14 protein-coding genes are annotated in these 16,623 nt (G+C 37.0%); 2 read left to right on the top strand and 12 right to left on the bottom strand.

From position 1 onward, the window contains the following. Nucleotides 1-43 precede the first annotated feature (43 nt). On the bottom strand, nt 44-340 hold the full coding sequence (locus ACTJJ9_RS09765; protein ID WP_440768641.1) for a hypothetical protein: 297 nt from the start codon (nt 338-340) through the stop codon (nt 44-46). A gap of 109 nt (nt 341-449) precedes the next feature. Between ACTJJ9_RS09765 and ACTJJ9_RS09760 the strand changes: the two genes are divergently transcribed. Further along, entirely contained in the window at nt 450-773 is a 324-nt protein-coding gene (locus ACTJJ9_RS09760) for a MazG nucleotide pyrophosphohydrolase domain-containing protein (RefSeq protein WP_145580793.1), read from the top strand. Nucleotides 774-828: 55 nt separating this feature from the next. On the opposite strand, the gene ACTJJ9_RS09755 is transcribed toward ACTJJ9_RS09760, so the two are convergent. Then, nucleotides 829-2,544 carry an ABC transporter ATP-binding protein gene (locus ACTJJ9_RS09755; protein ID WP_145580792.1) on the bottom strand — a complete coding sequence of 572 codons (1,716 nt, stop codon included), beginning with the start codon at nt 2,542-2,544 and terminating at the stop codon, nt 829-831. 141 nt (nt 2,545-2,685) lie between these two features. Between ACTJJ9_RS09755 and ACTJJ9_RS09750 the strand changes: the two genes are divergently transcribed. After that, a complete protein-coding gene (locus ACTJJ9_RS09750) occupies nt 2,686-3,732 on the top strand; it encodes a lactonase family protein (RefSeq protein ID WP_145580791.1) in 1,047 nt (348 codons plus the stop codon). A gap of 203 nt (nt 3,733-3,935) precedes the next feature. Here the strand turns inward: ACTJJ9_RS09750 and wrbA are convergent, their stop codons facing one another. From wrbA to ACTJJ9_RS09700, 10 genes are all read right to left on the bottom strand, one after another. Beyond that, on the bottom strand, nt 3,936-4,547 hold the full coding sequence (gene wrbA, locus ACTJJ9_RS09745; RefSeq protein WP_145580790.1) for an NAD(P)H:quinone oxidoreductase: 612 nt from the start codon (nt 4,545-4,547) through the stop codon (nt 3,936-3,938). Nucleotides 4,548-4,813: 266 nt separating this feature from the next. After that, complete coding sequence (locus ACTJJ9_RS09740; protein WP_145580789.1) at nt 4,814-5,440, bottom strand: polysaccharide deacetylase family protein; 627 nt, start codon at nt 5,438-5,440, stop codon at nt 4,814-4,816. A gap of 260 nt (nt 5,441-5,700) precedes the next feature. Then, entirely contained in the window at nt 5,701-6,804 is a 1,104-nt protein-coding gene (locus ACTJJ9_RS09735) for a Gfo/Idh/MocA family protein (RefSeq protein ID WP_145580788.1), read from the bottom strand. Nucleotides 6,805-6,919: 115 nt separating this feature from the next. Then, the gene (locus ACTJJ9_RS09730) at nt 6,920-8,074 is read right to left on the bottom strand and encodes a Gfo/Idh/MocA family protein (protein WP_145580787.1); all 1,155 of its coding nucleotides are present in this window, start codon (nt 8,072-8,074) and stop codon (nt 6,920-6,922) included. A 130-nt stretch (nt 8,075-8,204) separates the two neighbouring features. Beyond that, a complete protein-coding gene (locus ACTJJ9_RS09725) occupies nt 8,205-9,050 on the bottom strand; it encodes an SDR family oxidoreductase (RefSeq protein WP_095300032.1) in 846 nt (281 codons plus the stop codon). A 308-nt stretch (nt 9,051-9,358) separates the two neighbouring features. Further along, a complete protein-coding gene (locus tag ACTJJ9_RS09720; RefSeq protein WP_233452165.1) occupies nt 9,359-10,042 on the bottom strand; it encodes a GntR family transcriptional regulator in 684 nt (227 codons plus the stop codon). 245 nt (nt 10,043-10,287) lie between these two features. After that, nucleotides 10,288-11,394, bottom strand: a complete 1,107-nt coding sequence (uxuA, locus tag ACTJJ9_RS09715; RefSeq protein WP_145580786.1) for a mannonate dehydratase — start codon at nt 11,392-11,394, stop codon at nt 10,288-10,290. Nucleotides 11,395-11,466: 72 nt separating this feature from the next. Next, nucleotides 11,467-13,557 (bottom strand): alpha-glucuronidase family glycosyl hydrolase, encoded by a 2,091-nt coding sequence (locus ACTJJ9_RS09710; protein ID WP_145580785.1) that lies wholly within the window; start codon nt 13,555-13,557, stop codon nt 11,467-11,469. Nucleotides 13,558-13,868: 311 nt separating this feature from the next. Continuing rightward, nucleotides 13,869-14,669: a response regulator gene (locus tag ACTJJ9_RS09705; RefSeq protein WP_145580784.1), complete on the bottom strand. Its 801-nt coding sequence runs from the start codon at nt 14,667-14,669 to the stop codon at nt 13,869-13,871. 23 nt (nt 14,670-14,692) lie between these two features. Further along, on the bottom strand, nt 14,693-16,444 hold the full coding sequence (locus tag ACTJJ9_RS09700; RefSeq protein WP_145580783.1) for a cache domain-containing sensor histidine kinase: 1,752 nt from the start codon (nt 16,442-16,444) through the stop codon (nt 14,693-14,695). Nucleotides 16,445-16,623: the final 179 nt, after the last annotated feature.

Here is a 16,623-nt window from a genome sequence, read left to right as displayed (position 1 = left end):
AAAAATACGATAAAAGTAGTTTTCCCACTTCAAATCTTAAGCATTATTTCGCTCGATATCCACAATTCGGACAAGATGTTAGCATATCATTAAATTTATAATGACAATTCGGACAATCAATATTATTACGGAGCTTCTTTACCATCTCCTCATGCTCGTTTAGCTTTGCTAAAATCATTTTCTGATTATGTAATAAAAGATTAAGTAAAAATAGGATGAGAGCAATACTTCCCCCAAAGGTTCCGATACTTATGAATTTTAAAAAGGACCCTGTAGAAAATCCTACAATCAAACTGACGGTTACTACGATTATCGCAACATAAAAAGCGATTTTCCCCATTGCTTGTCCCCCCATTTCCTATTTGCACTAACCAAAATATTCCACTTACAACTTCGATTTTAACTGTTTTTCTGTTATTCTAAAATAGGTAAAAAAGGAGGCTACTAGTTTGAATGTAAACGAGTTTCAAAAATGGGTAAAGGATTATTATGAAGGTAGAGGCTGGTCTGAATTAGATATCTTTATTCGCATTGGTTTTTTAGCTGAAGAAACCGGTGAGGTAGCAAGGGCCATTCGTGCTCTTGAAATTGGTCGGGATCGACCTGATGAAGCAATTGGATCATTAGCAGAGCAAAAACAGGAATTGGTTGAGGAGCTTGGGGATGTTTTAGGAAACCTCATTGTCATTGCAAACAAATACGATATTTCCTTAGAGGAAATTTTTCAATCTCATCGCAAAAAGCTAGAAAAACGTTATGAACTTACAAAATAATCAAATCAATACATATGAAAAAGGAGCACCCGTTATGTAGTGCTCCTTTTTCATATTATCTTTGAAATTGTACTCGATGCAAATTCGCGAAAATTCCTTCTCGTTCGATTAATTCATCATGTGTACCTTGTTCAGCAATTCCGTCCTCTGTTACAACGACAATTCGATCAGCATTACGAATTGTTGCTAAACGATGGGCGATCACAAGAGTTGTTCGATTTTTCGAAAGCTCTGTTAACGCCTGCTGAATAATCATTTCTGTTTCGGTATCTAATGCAGATGTCGCTTCATCTAAAATTAAGATTGGTGGATTTTTTAAGAACATCCGAGCAATCGCAATCCGCTGCTTTTGTCCACCTGATAGCTTCAACCCTCGCTCACCTATTTGTGTATCATAGCCAAATGGAAGGGAGTCAATAAAGCTTTCTAGGTGAGCCCGCTTTGCCGCTTCTTCAATTTCTTCCTGGGTTGCATCTAATTTTCCATATGCAATATTTTCTCTTAACGTACCAGTAAATAAAAAGACATCCTGCTGAACAATTCCGATTTGTGAACGAAGGGATTGCTTCGTCATATCCCGAACATCAATGCCATCAATTTTAATCGCGCCGTTATCGACATCATAAAAACGGGGGATGAGTGAGCAAATTGTTGTTTTCCCTGCACCTGATGGACCAACAAAGGCAACTGTTTCACCAGCTTTTATCGACAAATCAATTCCCTTCAAAACCGTTTTATGCTCATCATAGCCGAAGCTAACATCCTCAAAGCGAATATCCCCACGAAGAGTAGCTACTTCAACTGCATCCTTCGTATCAACCACATCCGGGTCTGTATCGATAAGCTCAGTGAAGCGTTTAAAACCTGCCATTCCTTTCGGATAAAGCTCCATTAAGGCACTAATTTTATCTATTGGTTTAAACAATACGTTAACATAAAGGACGAACCCAACTAGCTCACCATATGATAGCTGATTCGTGTAGCTTAACCACGCGCCGACAACCAATACTGCAAGTGTTACAAACCGTGTCATCATATAAATACCAGATAAGCTAAAGGACATGATTTTATAACCACGTAGCTTTGCCTTACGAAACTTTTGGTTATTTGCTTGGAAACGTTGGTTTTCAAACGTTTCATTTGTGAATGATTGAACGACACGCACACCTGATACACTGTCCTCAACTCGTGAATTGACATCAGCAATTTCACCGTACATTTTCTTCCAAGCACGATTCATTCTTAAGTTGCTAACGACCATAAGCCAGCCTAAAAACGGAAGAATAATTAATGCAACAAAGGCAAGCTTCACATTAATCGAAAACATAATCCAAAATGCCCCAACAAATGTCATAACCGAAATAAATAAGTCCTCTGGTCCATGATGGGCAAGCTCACCAATATCCATTAAATCATTCGTAATTCTACTCATAATATTTCCTGTTTTCGTATTATCGAAAAACTTAAATGACTGCTTTTGCACATGCTGAAACAATTGTCTTCTCATATCTGTTTCGATATTAATTCCAAGCATATGTCCCCAATAATTGACGATATACTGCAAAAAAGTGCTAAGTATATACAATAACAATAACGTAATACTTATTGTAACAATCATTGACCAATTTTCAGTTGGCAACAATTTATCAATAAACCATTGCACGGCTAACGGAAAGGCTAATTCAAAAAGCGCAACAATGATCGCACTGCTAAAGTCAATGATAAACAACTTTTTATGTGGTAAATAAAAGCTAAAAAATCGCCTTAACATCTTCTTTTTTCTCCTTTTATTTTTCTATTAAATACCTATTATATTATCAGTAAATAAAAAAATATGATATGAAAAAGTTGTTTCAATGAAAGAACAAGCGATATAATAAAGTGAATTTACACGGAGAAAGGAGAAAACATTTTGACAATTTTTAATGGGTACATCGGTACATATACGAAAGGTGATAGTAAAGGAATCTATAGCTTTACATTAGATACTGAGGCAAAACAAATTAGCAACGTCAAGGCTGTTGCCGAATTGAACAATCCTACATATGTCAATATTAGCAACGATAACAAAGTACTTTACGCTGTTGTTAAGGAAGGTGATAAAGGAGGAGTTGCTTCATATGCGATTAATAACCAAACTGGTGAATTAACAGAATTAAGTCGCCAAGTAACAGAAGGTGCATCTCCATGTCACGTAAGTGTTGACAAAAACAATCAACAGGTTGTCACAGCTAATTATCATCGTGGAACTGTTGAAGCTTATCTCGTCAATGAAGACGGAACAGTTAACCGTTCAACATCAATCATGCAGCATGAAGGACAAGGTCCACATGAGAGACAGGAAAAACCACATACACATTTCTCTGGCTTTACTCCTGATGAAAAATTTGTTGTTGCCGTTGATTTAGGGATCGACAAGGTCATTACGTATAAAATTGATAACGGTGCACTAACTGAAGCTCACACTCTATTAGTAAAAGCAGGTAGCGGCCCTAGACATATTACATTCCATCCAAATGGAAAATATGCATATGTCATGACTGAGCTAAGCAACGAAGTTATTGCTTTAAGCTATAACGCAGAAACTGGCATTTTCACAGAATTACAATATATCGCAGCAATCCCAGAAGATTTCACTGAAAATAGTCAAGGTAGCGCAATTCATATTACTTCAGACGGTCGTTTCGTCTACGCTGGAAATCGTGGTCATAACTCAATCGCAGTATTCCGCGTAAACGAGGAAACTGGTGAATTAGCTCTAGTTGAATACACTTCAACTGAAGGTAATTGGCCACGTGACTTTGCCCTTGATCCAACCGAAAGCTTCATCGTTGCTTCAAATGAAGAAAGCGGAAATCTTGTATTGTATGCTCGTGATAAAGAAACTGGGCGTTTATCTGTCATTCAATCAGATGTAGCAGTACCATATCCAGTTTGCGTAAAGTTTTTACATGCATAAAAGATAATTTGAACCGCTCGGATATTGTTTTCCGAGTGGTTTTTCTGTGTTCGTAAACTTTGTTGACTTTTACTTGTCGTTTTTGTTTGACTTCGCTACAGTACTCGCTTTCTGCGGAGTAGGTATTGAGCTCCTCTCGTAAACACATTTCACATCAATAGAAAAGGCTAGCTGTTCATAGTAAACAGTTAGCCTTTAATCCATTATTTGTTTGCATTCTTTATTGCATCAGCAATTTGAACAGTACGTTTTGCTTGGTGCTTAACCGCTGCTTCAACGTTTTCTTTCATTTTTCCATTTTGGTCGACTGTGACACTTGTCCCGTATGGATTTCCACCAGCTTCAAATAATATTGGGTCTGTATAACCAGGTGCTGCAACGATCGCTCCCCAATGATACATAGTCGTATATAATGATAAAATCGTTGCTTCTTGACCACCATGAGAGTTTTGTGCAGAGGTCATGGCACTTACAACTTTATTGACAAGCTTCCCATTAAACCAAAGTCCACCTGTTGTATCTAAGAATGCTTTCATTTGTGAAGGCATGTTTCCAAATCTTGTTGGAACACTGAAAATCATCGCATCTGCTTCTTCTAAATCGTTTAAAGTGACTTCTGGTACATCCTTTGTTGCATCATAATGAGCTTTCCACGCTGGGTTTGATTCGATCGCAGCTTGTGGCGCTGTTTCCGGTACCTTAAACACCTTTACATCCGCACCAGCCTCCTTACCACCTGCTTCAGCCCATTGTGCTAGCTGATAATTTGTTCCTGTTGAACTGTAGTAAATAACCGCTAATTTTACGTTTGCCAATGCATTCATCTCCTTTATTTTTTAAAAGCCCAAACATAGTATGTCAATTTTATGCTTTTTTAAACAAAGAAGGATAAAATTAGAAAAAGGGCTGCTGTTTTCATACACTAATTTAGAGGTGCGATGTAAGTTATTTTTGATTCACCCTTCTCGCTTTCCACACTTCTTTTAGTGACCATCCTCGGCAACATAGGTTAGGTTATTTTAGATAACTTATATAATAAACTCTTAAAAAGGCGTATAAAGACCCTTTTTTCTAAAAAAGGTTACGCATATGACATTTCCAACAATTCACTAACCGTTACAAGCTGATAGCCTTCTTCAACAAGCTCGGCTACAAGAAGCCGAACTGCCTCTATCGATTGTGAGCGATCGCCAAATCCATCATGAAAAATTAGAATGCTGCCATTACGAATATGACCTTTAGACTTTTCTACGATAAACTGGACACCTGGCTGCTCCCAATCTAATGCATCTCCATTAAGTGCACCGATTGTCTTATACTGAAATCTTTCAACAATCTTTTTTGTTTCCTCGTTATAATCTATGTAAGGTGGACGAAATAAAACAGGCTGCTTTCCTGTTAATTGTGTAATAAGCTTTTCCGTTTTTTCTAACTCAAGATAACATTCCTCTTCACTTAATTTCGTTAAGCCAGGATGAGTAAATGTATGGTTTCCAATTTCATGGTTTTGCTCAAATACTTCAGCTACAACCTCAGGATGCTTCTCCATTTGTTCCCCAATCATAAAAAAGGTTGCTTTACCTGATACTTGCTGGAAAATCTCTAATAATTGCTTTGTATATAAAGGATTTGGTCCGTCGTCAAATGTAAATGCTATTGCTTTACGGTCGGTTTTAACCTCATTAATAATCCCTAGGCTATTAGTCATTGTAGATACTCCCCCATTTTCGTTCATTTACGACATCAATCTATCTATAAAAAAGAATTAACATCATAACCTTTTTCGTTACTTTAATAATTTAATTCGACAGTGCAAAAGATGATTCCTTCTGTTTAAATCGTATTCTTTTAACATTGAGTTAGTAAACAACTAAGAAAATAAACAAAAAGACTTGGTTTAAATCCAAGCCTTTCTCATACTTCAGTTTTTGTAAATAGCGAACTCTTTACATCTTGCATTCGCTCTGTTCATTTTCTTAATTGGTGGATAGCATTTGCTGACTCAATGAAAACTGCTTGCTCCTGTGCCTCAATACAAAGCTCTGCCACTCGAAAAGCATGCTCCTGTGTCATTGCATTTTCTGTGTTATTTAAGCAATCCAAAATAAATTCACCGAAAAACGGGAATCCGACCTTACCTGATAGCTCAAAGTGCTTTTCCCCTGAATGATTGACTAAATAAAGGTGGTTAGATGACCCATCACGGCCGATATCGATATATTTTCGTACTTCTATATAACCATCTGTCCCTAAGATTGTCACCCTGCCATCACCCCATGTGCCAAGCCCGTCTGGTGTTAACCAATCAACACGGAAATAAAAGGTTGCTCCGTTATCAGCAACTAATGTCGCATCTCCGAAATCTTGAAAATCCGGATAATCCTTCATGCTATAATTTGCAACCTTACTGTGTAAAACTACGGCATCCTTCGCACCTGAAAAATGTAGAAACTGTTCAATTTGATGACTTCCTATATCACAAAGAATCCCGCCAAATTTCTCAGGATCAAAAAACCAATCTGGTCGTTGAGAAGGATTTGCTCGATGAGGACCAGTACCAATTACTTGAACAACTCTCCCAATCGCACCCTCCTCAATTAATTGTCCTGCATACACTGCACTTTCTACATGTAATCTTTCACTATAGTAAATTCCCCATTTTAACCCTGTTTCAGCAACCTTTTTTCTTGCTGCTGTTACTTGCTCTAGCTTTGTAAATGCCGGTTTATCGACAAAATAATGCTTTCCACTATCTAAAACGCGAAGGCCAAGCGCACCTCTCTCAGAAGGAATATTGGCTGCTGCCACGAGCTTGATCGATGGATCTTGGAAAATCTCCTCTTCAGAAGCTGCGATTACGACATCGTTATAAATCTCACAAAATTTAGCGACCTTCTTATCATCAGGATCATAAACCGCTACAAGCTCTCCACCAGCCTCAATTAATCCATTACACATTCCATAAATATGACCGTGATCTAATCCAATAGCTGCAAATTTGAATTCCCCTTCATTTACAACTTTGTGAACACGACCTTTTGGTGCATAATTCATCCCATCTTTGCGATCCATCTATCATTCCCCTTTACGTTTCACAAAATAACTCCCATCCAAAACGCGTGACATCATAATTTAATAGAGTTTTCCAAACCGAAATATAAAGTGCTTCAAATAAACTCTTGAAGGATTACTCGTATTTCCCACCTGTTGTAATCGTATTATCTGTAAAATTATCAATAGATGTTGTCTTTTCATAAAAATGTGTTGCATACTTTAATAATCCTTCCCTGGAATAGAAAGGACTATCAGCGGTTAAAGGTAGTTTTACCGTTTTTCCTAAGCTTGCCGATTGGTAAATCGCTGTGATCAATTCAAGGGTCCGTCTTCCTTGAATACCATCCACTAAAACTTTCTTTTTACCTTGGACAGCTTGCAAAACATCATGTATTTGACCTGGATGTCCTTCATGCTTGAGGTTTTCTTGCTCCAAGTATAAAGCTTGGATTTTCCGTTCTAATTCCAAGTCATCTTCAGGAAAGCCATTTTGTTTTGATTTTGAAGCCTTTACTTTCCAAGGAACAGAGACACGAGCATTTTTACCTTGAAAGATTAATTGCTGCTCCTCTCCATGATGAATAACAGAGCTTGTAATTTGCACTAAGCTCCCATCATCATATTTACCAATTGCAATGGAAATATCCTCAACCTCTGCATTTTCATGAGCAGCATTACTCATAATTGCTGTTATTTCTTTTGGCATTCCATTCATCCATTGAAAAATATCAATATGATGGACAGCATGGTTTAAAGTAGGTCCCCCACCTTCTTTTTCCCATGTGCCTCGCCACCATAAATCATAATAGCTAAACCCTCGCCACCAATAGGAATCAACTTGAGTATGAACGATCGGTCCCATTAATTTAGAATCAAGGATCGCTTTAAGCTTCATCATTGGTGATAGAAATCGATTTTGTGAAACAATCGAAAGGATATTTCCCGTCTTTTTTGCTGCTGTATTCATTGCATCACATTCCTCCAATGAGGAGGCCATCGGTTTTTCGACAAGAACATGCTTGTTTGAATGTAATAGCTTAATAGCGATTTCTGCATGGGTATACGGTGGTGTACAAACAGAAACTAAATCAATGGTTGAATCGTTGACGACTTTTTCATAATGCTCATAAATTTCTACATCTAAGTGAAATCGTTCTGCTAGATTTTTGGCCTTTTCTGGATAAATGTCACAAATTGCAACAATTTTACATTGTTCATGAAACTGTAAATAGCTGTTAATATGTGCGGATGAAATTGCTCCAGCACCAATAATCGCAACATGTATCATAAAATTATACCCCTTTGTTTAAGACGTTTAAAAATCCAGGAAAGAAAATGTTTTAGCAGCCCACAATTCTCCGAAAATATAAGAAGTCTTTTCACCTCCTTAAAATCGGGTGATGCTTTTCTTTTCCAAATTAGACCCCAGAATAAGCCATAAATCCACCATCAACAGGGACACTAATCCCTGTTACAAAACCACTTGATGACTGATCAGCTAGCCAAAGTAACGTCCCTAATAGGTCCTCAGGGTTTCCAAGTCTTCTCATTGGCGTATGGGAAAGAATCTTTTCTGTTCTTTCCGTATTCGTGCCATCCTCATTTTTTAATAGCTTTTCGTTTTGCTTTGTCAGAAAGAAGCCTGGTGCTATTGCGTTTACCCGAATTCCCATTTCAGCGACATGGACGGCGAGCCATTTTGTGAAATTTTCAATCCCTGCTTTTGCCGCACTATATGCTGGAACCTTCGTCATTGGGCTTGGAGCACTCATTGATGAAATATTAATGACTGAGCCGTTTTTTCCTATCATTCTTTTCATAAAAATTTGTGTTGGAATAAGCGTCCCAACAATATTTAAATTAAAGACAAATTGAAATCCTTCTGTCGTTAAATCAAAAAATGTTGCAACCTCTTGATTCTGTAAATCTGCTAACGAAAAAATTTCCTTTGTTGTAATTCCCTTTGGATGATTTCCCCCTGCACCATTAATTAACAGATCACACGCCCCATATTGCGCAAACACTAGTTCATCCGCTTTTTCAACACTTTCCCGCTCAAGTACATTGCATTCAACAGCTAACGCTTCTCCTCCCATGTCTTTAATCTCATTTACGACAGCCTCAGCCTTTTCATAGGTTCGATTTAGAACCGCTACCTTCATCCCTTGTCTTGCAAGCTCTTTTGCCATACAGCCGCATAAAACACCACCGCCACCTGTAACAACTGCCACTTTTCCAGCTAAATTCTCATAGATCGGTAACATTTTTCATCCCATTCCCTTTCCAAGCAAACTATTTATCCTTCAAAAAAAATCGTAGTCTCATACTTACTACTATCCTTTTTAAACGCTTACAAATATATTATCATGAAACCCCTTGTTATTTTATTGATGGCGAAAAGCACGGGCAAGCTACTCTATCATTTTCCCCATTTTCTTTTTAATTTCTAATGATACTAGTATGGTGAAAATAAGTGAATCCTGCTATCCACTTTCTAGTTAGCGACCATTAGGGGCAGAGTAATCACAGGCTTTAACGAAAATGATCAACCTCTCCCCCACTAGTTCATTGCTTATTTAAAATAAGTTGGAAAGCGTTCCTTTAGAAAATCCTTTTCAATAACAACTAAACGTAAATGCTCGCTCATAACAGCTTCTGCCTTAGCTGGTTCATTGCTTTTAATTAATTGTAAAATATTTTTGTGCTGAGAAATAATAACAGACCAATCTAAAGGCGATGTTAACCGTAACAAGCGTAAACGATTAAAGTGAGTATTCATTTGGCGTAGCATTTCCCATGTCCTTTGTTTTCCACAGCCAAAGAAGATGATTTTATGAAATTCATCATCTAGTTCAAACTGTTTTAAAAAATTCCCTCTCTCCACAAGCTTTTCTTGTAAGATAAGATTTGTCTCTAATTGAAAAATGTCATCCTCAGATAATGATTCACATGCCAAACGAACGACTGCTTTTTCGATATTTTCACGAACAAATCTCGATTCCTCAACATGTGCTAAATCAATTTTTGAAACAACTGTCCCTTTTTGCGGGTAGATATCAAGTAACCCCTCCTGAGCTAATTGTAAAAACGATTCACGAACAGGAGTCCGACTTACCTTTAATTGCTCTGCAATCTCTTTTTCTGACATCTTCACTCCAGGCTCTAGCTCTAATGTGAAGATTTTTTCTCTTAAAGTTTGGTAGATAAATTGCTTTGTTGATCCATTATTCCTACTACCATTCGCTGATAAATCCAACATCTCCCACCTCATTATTTTTCATTCCGTTCCAAAAAATACCTCCTTCATACTAGTATGGTACTTTTCATTCTATTATAGTGATTATTCATATGTCGTTCAATCATATCGTTTTTTATAGACAAAGCAGCATACGCTCCTCAAGGCTAGTAAACAATCGCTTTACCTCATTTTTAATATGATATCTCTGTTTCATAAGAATATCCGTATTCAAAAAGGCAACTTTCTATCCCACATTATCTTGCTCATAAATTTGGAAGTATAGTAGATTTAAGCTTACTCTCCTCCTGCTTCTTTTCCTTCTCTAAATAATCCCATAATCCCCAAATATACATAATGCCTAATGCCCGATCATAAAGTCCGTATCCTGGACGACACTCTTCATCAAAAATATGTCTTCCGTGATCAGGGCGGGCATATCCGGTATAGTTGATATCATGGTAGGCTTTAACTATTCCAGTTATATCAACAGATCCATCCTTTGTTCGATGAGAGGTTTCAATAAAATCGCCATTTTCAAATCTTTTTACATTTCGAATATGTGCAAATGGAATCCTCTCACCAAATTCTTTTATCATCTCAACGATATTATTATTTGCAGCTGCTCCTAATGAACCACTACAGAGCGTGACACAGTTAGAAGGACTATCAATTAAATGTAATAATCTTCTAATATTTGCTGCTGATGTAATAATCCGCGGTAAGCCAAAAATCGGCCATGGTGGATCATCAGGATGAATCGCCATTTTCACATCATGTCTTTCTGCAACCGGAATGATTTCCTTTAAAAAGTAATGAAGATTATTCCATAAATCCTCAGTCGTTACGTTCCTATATGCCGCAAATAATTTTTCAAGGTGACTTAATCGCTCCGGCTCCCAGCCTGGCATCGTAAAATCCGGATTATTCGCAACCTTTGCAACGAGCTCCGACGGATCCATATTTTCCACCATTTGATTTTCGTAAAAAAGGGCAGTTGAACCATCAGACATCTCCTTAAATAATTCAGTTCGTGTCCAATCAAAAACCGGCATAAAATTATAGCAAATGACTTTCACGCCGACACTTGCTAGCTTTTCAATTGTTCGTTTATAGTTTTCAATATATTCATCTCTTGTTGGTAAACCTAGTTTTATATCCTCATGTACATTAACGCTTTCAACAACATCAATATGGAAGCCATGCTCATTTATCTCCTGCTTCACCTCAAGAATTTTTTCCATCGGCCATTCACAGCCAACAGGAAGATCATGAAGCGACCATACAATTCCTTCCACACCGGGAATTTGCTTAATATGCTTTAATGATACGGAATCATTTCCGTTTCCAAACCAACGAAATACCATTTTCACTCTCTATCTTCCTCCTAATTAGCACAAGTTGAGAAAACAATCTCATCTATAGTTAGTTTATGCGCGAATCATTTAATATATTTTTCTATGTTTTTCATCCTCGATCCCGGATTTGCGGAAAAAGTACGTATTGATTTTATCCCGCCATTCTGTTGCATTTTTTAGCTGTCTTTCAAGTCTTTCTAGTACATTGTGATAAATAGCCTGATCGATATCACCGTCTAGTTCACTAAACATCGCTTTTAATTTTTCCACCTGCTCTACACCTGCAAAATGTGTATCATAAATATGCTGGATAACCGTCTTCCCTGAATGTAACCGATGAGTATAAGGAACATGATGGAAAAATAATAAAAGCTCATCAGGACATGTTTCAAGAGATTCATAGAATGCACTATTTGGTGGGAAATATTGATTCGTATATCCTGTACCAGTAGCGGACGTTCTATCAACACCGATCCCATCTCGATCCGCATAATGATATGTTCCCCAGACAGAATATTCATAGCCATCAATATTAGGACCATAATGATGACCAGGGTTTATCATCCAACCAACCCCAAGTGGTGCAGTATAATTTTCATATATTGGCCATGAGCTCATTAGCATGTTCAATATCGTTTCCTTAACATTTGGCTTATGACCAAATGTTGCTGTGATCCATTCCTCGGCAATTTCTTCTGATGTTAATTCCGGGTTCCAAATTAACCGGCCATAGCCGTATAAATTTGCTTGTGCGAGCGTATTTCCAGTCCAATTTTGGTCATTTCCAATATTTGAGACAGCTGCTACCCCACTATATTTAAATTGAAATAACGAACCATCGACAATTCTTTTCACCTCTGAATTTTTACCGTCAGCAAAGGTGTCAAAATCTAACACTTCCTTCCATTGTGGAACAAGATAACAAAGATCAATTTGTTGACCTGTATACTCCTGAGCCACTTGAAACTCAATAATCTGATTCGTTTTACTCATCGCACCAAATAATGGGGAAACCGGCTCACGAACTTGGAAATCCATTGGACCATTTTTCACCTGTAAAATAACATTTTCTAAAAACTTGCCATCAAGGGGCTTAAAATGATCATAGGCTGCTTTTGCGCGATCTGTTGATCGATCACGCCAATCCTGCAGGCAATTATAAACAAAGCAACGCCATATGACGACTCCACCAAAAGGCTGTAGCGCCTTTGCCAAAACATTTGCCCCTTCAGCATGATCACGGTTATATGAAAAAGGTCCAGGACGGTGCTCTGAATCAGCTTTGACGACAAATCCTCCAAAGTCTGGTATGTATGAATATATTTCCTCTGCTTTCTCCTTCCACCATGCTTCAACATCAGGATTCAATGGATCCGCTGTATCAAGATCGCCAAGCTCAATTGGACTTGCATAATTGATCGATAAGAACGTTTTGATCCCGTAGGCTCGAAAAATATCCGCTACCTTTGCAACATCAGGAAGAAAGTCCTCTGTTATTAATTTTGTTTCAACCTTAAATACATTTACATTATTAATCGAAATCGCATTTATCCCGACAGAGGAAAGTAGACGCGCATAGTCCTTTATCCGTTCCCAGTCACCAATAAATTGATTATCTGCATAAAATATCGAATTGCCCGAGTAGCCCCGTTCAATCGTTCCATTCATATTGTCCCATTGATTGATCATTCTAAATTGATTTCTTGGATTTTCAATTATGTCAACACTTTGTAGTTCTTCCTGCTGTGCCATCTTTCTTAATAAATGAAACGCAGCATATAAAACACCTTTATCCTGTTTTCCTAATAGGTAGAGCTTATTGCAGCTGTTGTCATTTATAGCTTTGATTATGTAACCGTCATCATTTACTTGTTCAAAAACAACAGGATGAATGACATCCTCATATAAATGAACATCCTCAGCTGTAGCTAAAATAATCGCTGATGATTGTTGTGGATTCGTTGAAACAGATGGTGTATGACCAAGTAAAGATGTTAGTCCCTTCTGCAATTCCCTTAAAGCTGACGTCTTAATCGGAGAGTCTTCTGCTACTACTATGCTGTGGCAATATTTTTGATACTGCTCAATCCAGGCTTCTTCCTCAATTTTTCTATATTGTAACCAACAATGATAACTAACATTAGATCTAAGTTCGTCCGTGATATTCAGTTTACTCATGTTATTCCCCTTCCCTGCTTTGCTCCGTAGAATTAAAAAGCACATGCTCCATGAACATTTACCCCATTTTCCCTTAGCAACTCCAAACTAATTATACTAGTATGGTAGTTATAGACCATTATAGTTTATGTTTTATGAATTTTCAACCAATTGTTTCCCCATATATCTTTATAGGCAAAAAAAGAGCATCATACATGCTAGTAACAATGCTCTTTTTCAATCTATTAAAATTGTATAATTGCTTTTGTACTTTGATTTGTTAATAAAACTTGCAGGAAATGCTGTCTATAGCAAAAATTTGCTGATCATTTTTAATCCTTTAGCATTTCAATTTCATTAACATTTGTACTTTTACGATATTGACTAGGTGTTTGTCCATCATATTCTTTAAATAGTTTAATGAAATATTTAGATGTACTATAGCCAACCTTTTCTGCTATTTCCGACACAGATAAATTTGTAAACAGCAATAGCTTCTTTGCCTTCTGTAATCTCATTCTTGTTACATACTCACTGAATGTCATATTCACCTGCTCTTTAAACAAGGCACTAAAATAACTAGGGTTTAAATGAACAAACTGTGCGACATCCTTTAACGTAAACGGTTCTTCTAAATGCTGATCAACAAACGCAATCGCCCTTGTAATCGGCGTTTCCTCTTCTGTATCCGTTCCCTTTATTTCGGCTAATTTTTCATCGACAACCTTTTGTAGCTTTCCTTCTCGTTCACGCTTAGCTTGTTCATTTAATGCATGTTCAACAGCTTCAATTAACTTTCTTTTCGTTAAAGGCTTTAACAAATAATTCAGAACACCTAATTGTAAAGCTTCCCTTGCGTAATCAAATTCTGAATAAGCAGATATGATGATCACGACTAAATTTTTCCCTTCTTCTTTAAGTAGCTTCAACATTTCAATTCCGCTAATCTCTGGCATTGAAATATCCGTCAGCAAGATGCTAACTTTTTTCTGTCTGAGAATCGGGATGGCTGTCTCTGCACTGTCTGCACTAATAATTTCATATTTCCCTTCACTCCAGCTTTCTAGAGTCTTTTTTAAACCTTCACGTGTTTTTGGCTCATCATCAACTATCAAAATGGTTTTTTTTAGCATTAGTAAGCCCCCCTTTATTCGACTTAACTATCCGTAAAATCGAATCTATCTCGATCAATTGGTACTTCGAAGGTAAAACAGGTTCCCTTATTTTCTTCACTAGTAATGTTAATTTGGTTTGTCTCATTCTGCTTATAATATAATTGGAGACGTTTGTTCACATTTGCTATCGCCATTCCATTTCCTCTCATCGAATAAACCTTTCCTGTTTCAAGGAGATTGTGAATTTTGTCAATTGCTTCCTTTTCCATTCCAGGCCCATTATCCCGGACGGAAATGAGAAGGTTCCCTTGCTTCGTGGATGGTTCAACAATGATATGGACAAATCCTTCTCCAACTTTATTCCCTACACCGTGTAAAATGGCATTTTCCACAATTGGTTGAATAAGTAGCTTTGGAATTTTAACTAATTCATACTCTAAAGGGATTGTCACACTCCATGTGAACCGCTCTCCAAACCTCATTTTCATCAGCTGCATATACATTTCAATATGCTCAATTTCCTGCTTTAGCGTTACCCATTCATCCTGTTTATGACTGCTAATCGTATAACGAAATAGCTCTGACATCGCAATAACAGAATCAGCTAATTCTTCTTCCCCTTTTTCATCCAATGACCAATATAGCGCATCTAGTGTATTGAATAAAAAATGCGGATTGATTTGAGATTGCAATGCTTTTAGCTCTGCATGGCTTTTTAAAATTTCCTTTTCATAAACAACCTGAATTAAATGATTCGTGTTTTCGACAAGTTGATTGTAGGTCGTATTTAATTCATTGATTTCAACTGTTGAAGAGATTTCCGGATTTATCGTTAACTGCCCATCCCTGCCTCGTTTCATTGTTTTCGTTAATTTTAAAATCGGTCTCGTGATCATTGTCGATAGTAAAATAGATGAGATTGCAAAGATAAAAAAACCAAAAGCCCCTGATAAAATAATCGCAGAGCGAAGTACTGTTATTCCTTTCATGACAGTACTTAAGGGTGTTAAAAAATACATCGTCCAACCTGTTATTTCAGATGTTTGCTTAACAATCATGTAATCGCTTCCATCAATTTCAGTTGTCGTCCCCTTTTCGGATACGATCTTATCGATATTCCCTTTATAATTTGATGTAATCGGTTGATTTTGCTTGTCTACTAAAATAGTATATTCCTGATTTTGATTCGCTTCAGTAAAATCAAAATAATACGGATCAATTTGAACGATAAGATATCCCCCGTTTGAAAATGCTCGTTCAATTAAGCTTACACGTCGAATCGCAAGATAGTGTCCAGGCTCTTTTGGATCCTTGCCAATCCAAACAAGTTTACCGCGAGCCTTATTCGCCGCATCAATCCATTTATGCTCGACCCGATTAAAAAGCCCTACTTCATCTAACGGAATTAACCTTCTATCTTTTGTTGAAAAAAGCTCGAAAGCAGATATCCCATTTGAAAATACTTGAAATTTATTACCTGTTTGCATTAATGCTTGTCTTTCATTAAAGGTAGCTAACTTTCCTAGTTTTTCATTAAGTAATAATTTTTGCACATAGGAATCTGTCGCAATCTGTTTTGTCAATGTATCCACCTGCTGATAGAGTGATTCTATTCTGCCCATGGCCTCTATTGACGTTTGTTGAATTTGTTTCTCCGCATTATTATGAAGCAAATTAAACACTAAGTTGTATGTCATAATACCTACAAAACAAAGAACTAAAATCATCACACTTAAAAAAACTAGTAAAATCTGATTACGTAATGTATTATATCTTGCTAGATTTAATCTCATAACCCCATGCCCTTCACTTATTGTCAATTTGTCAGAGATTTCACTATTAATGTATCATACAAGTATTCAAATTTACATAGTTTATTAAGTAAACGAAGTATTTTTTATTGAATCTTGCCTTATACTCATCAATAAGGCTTGTTTTTTGCTTACATTTTTCGCGCAAAAAACAAGCCTAC

It is taken from the genome of Metabacillus sp. 22489 (assembly GCF_052044855.1).
Classification (GTDB): domain Bacteria; phylum Bacillota; class Bacilli; order Bacillales; family Bacillaceae; genus Metabacillus; species Metabacillus niabensis.
This window is presented reverse-complemented; position numbering and strand designations above follow the sequence as displayed.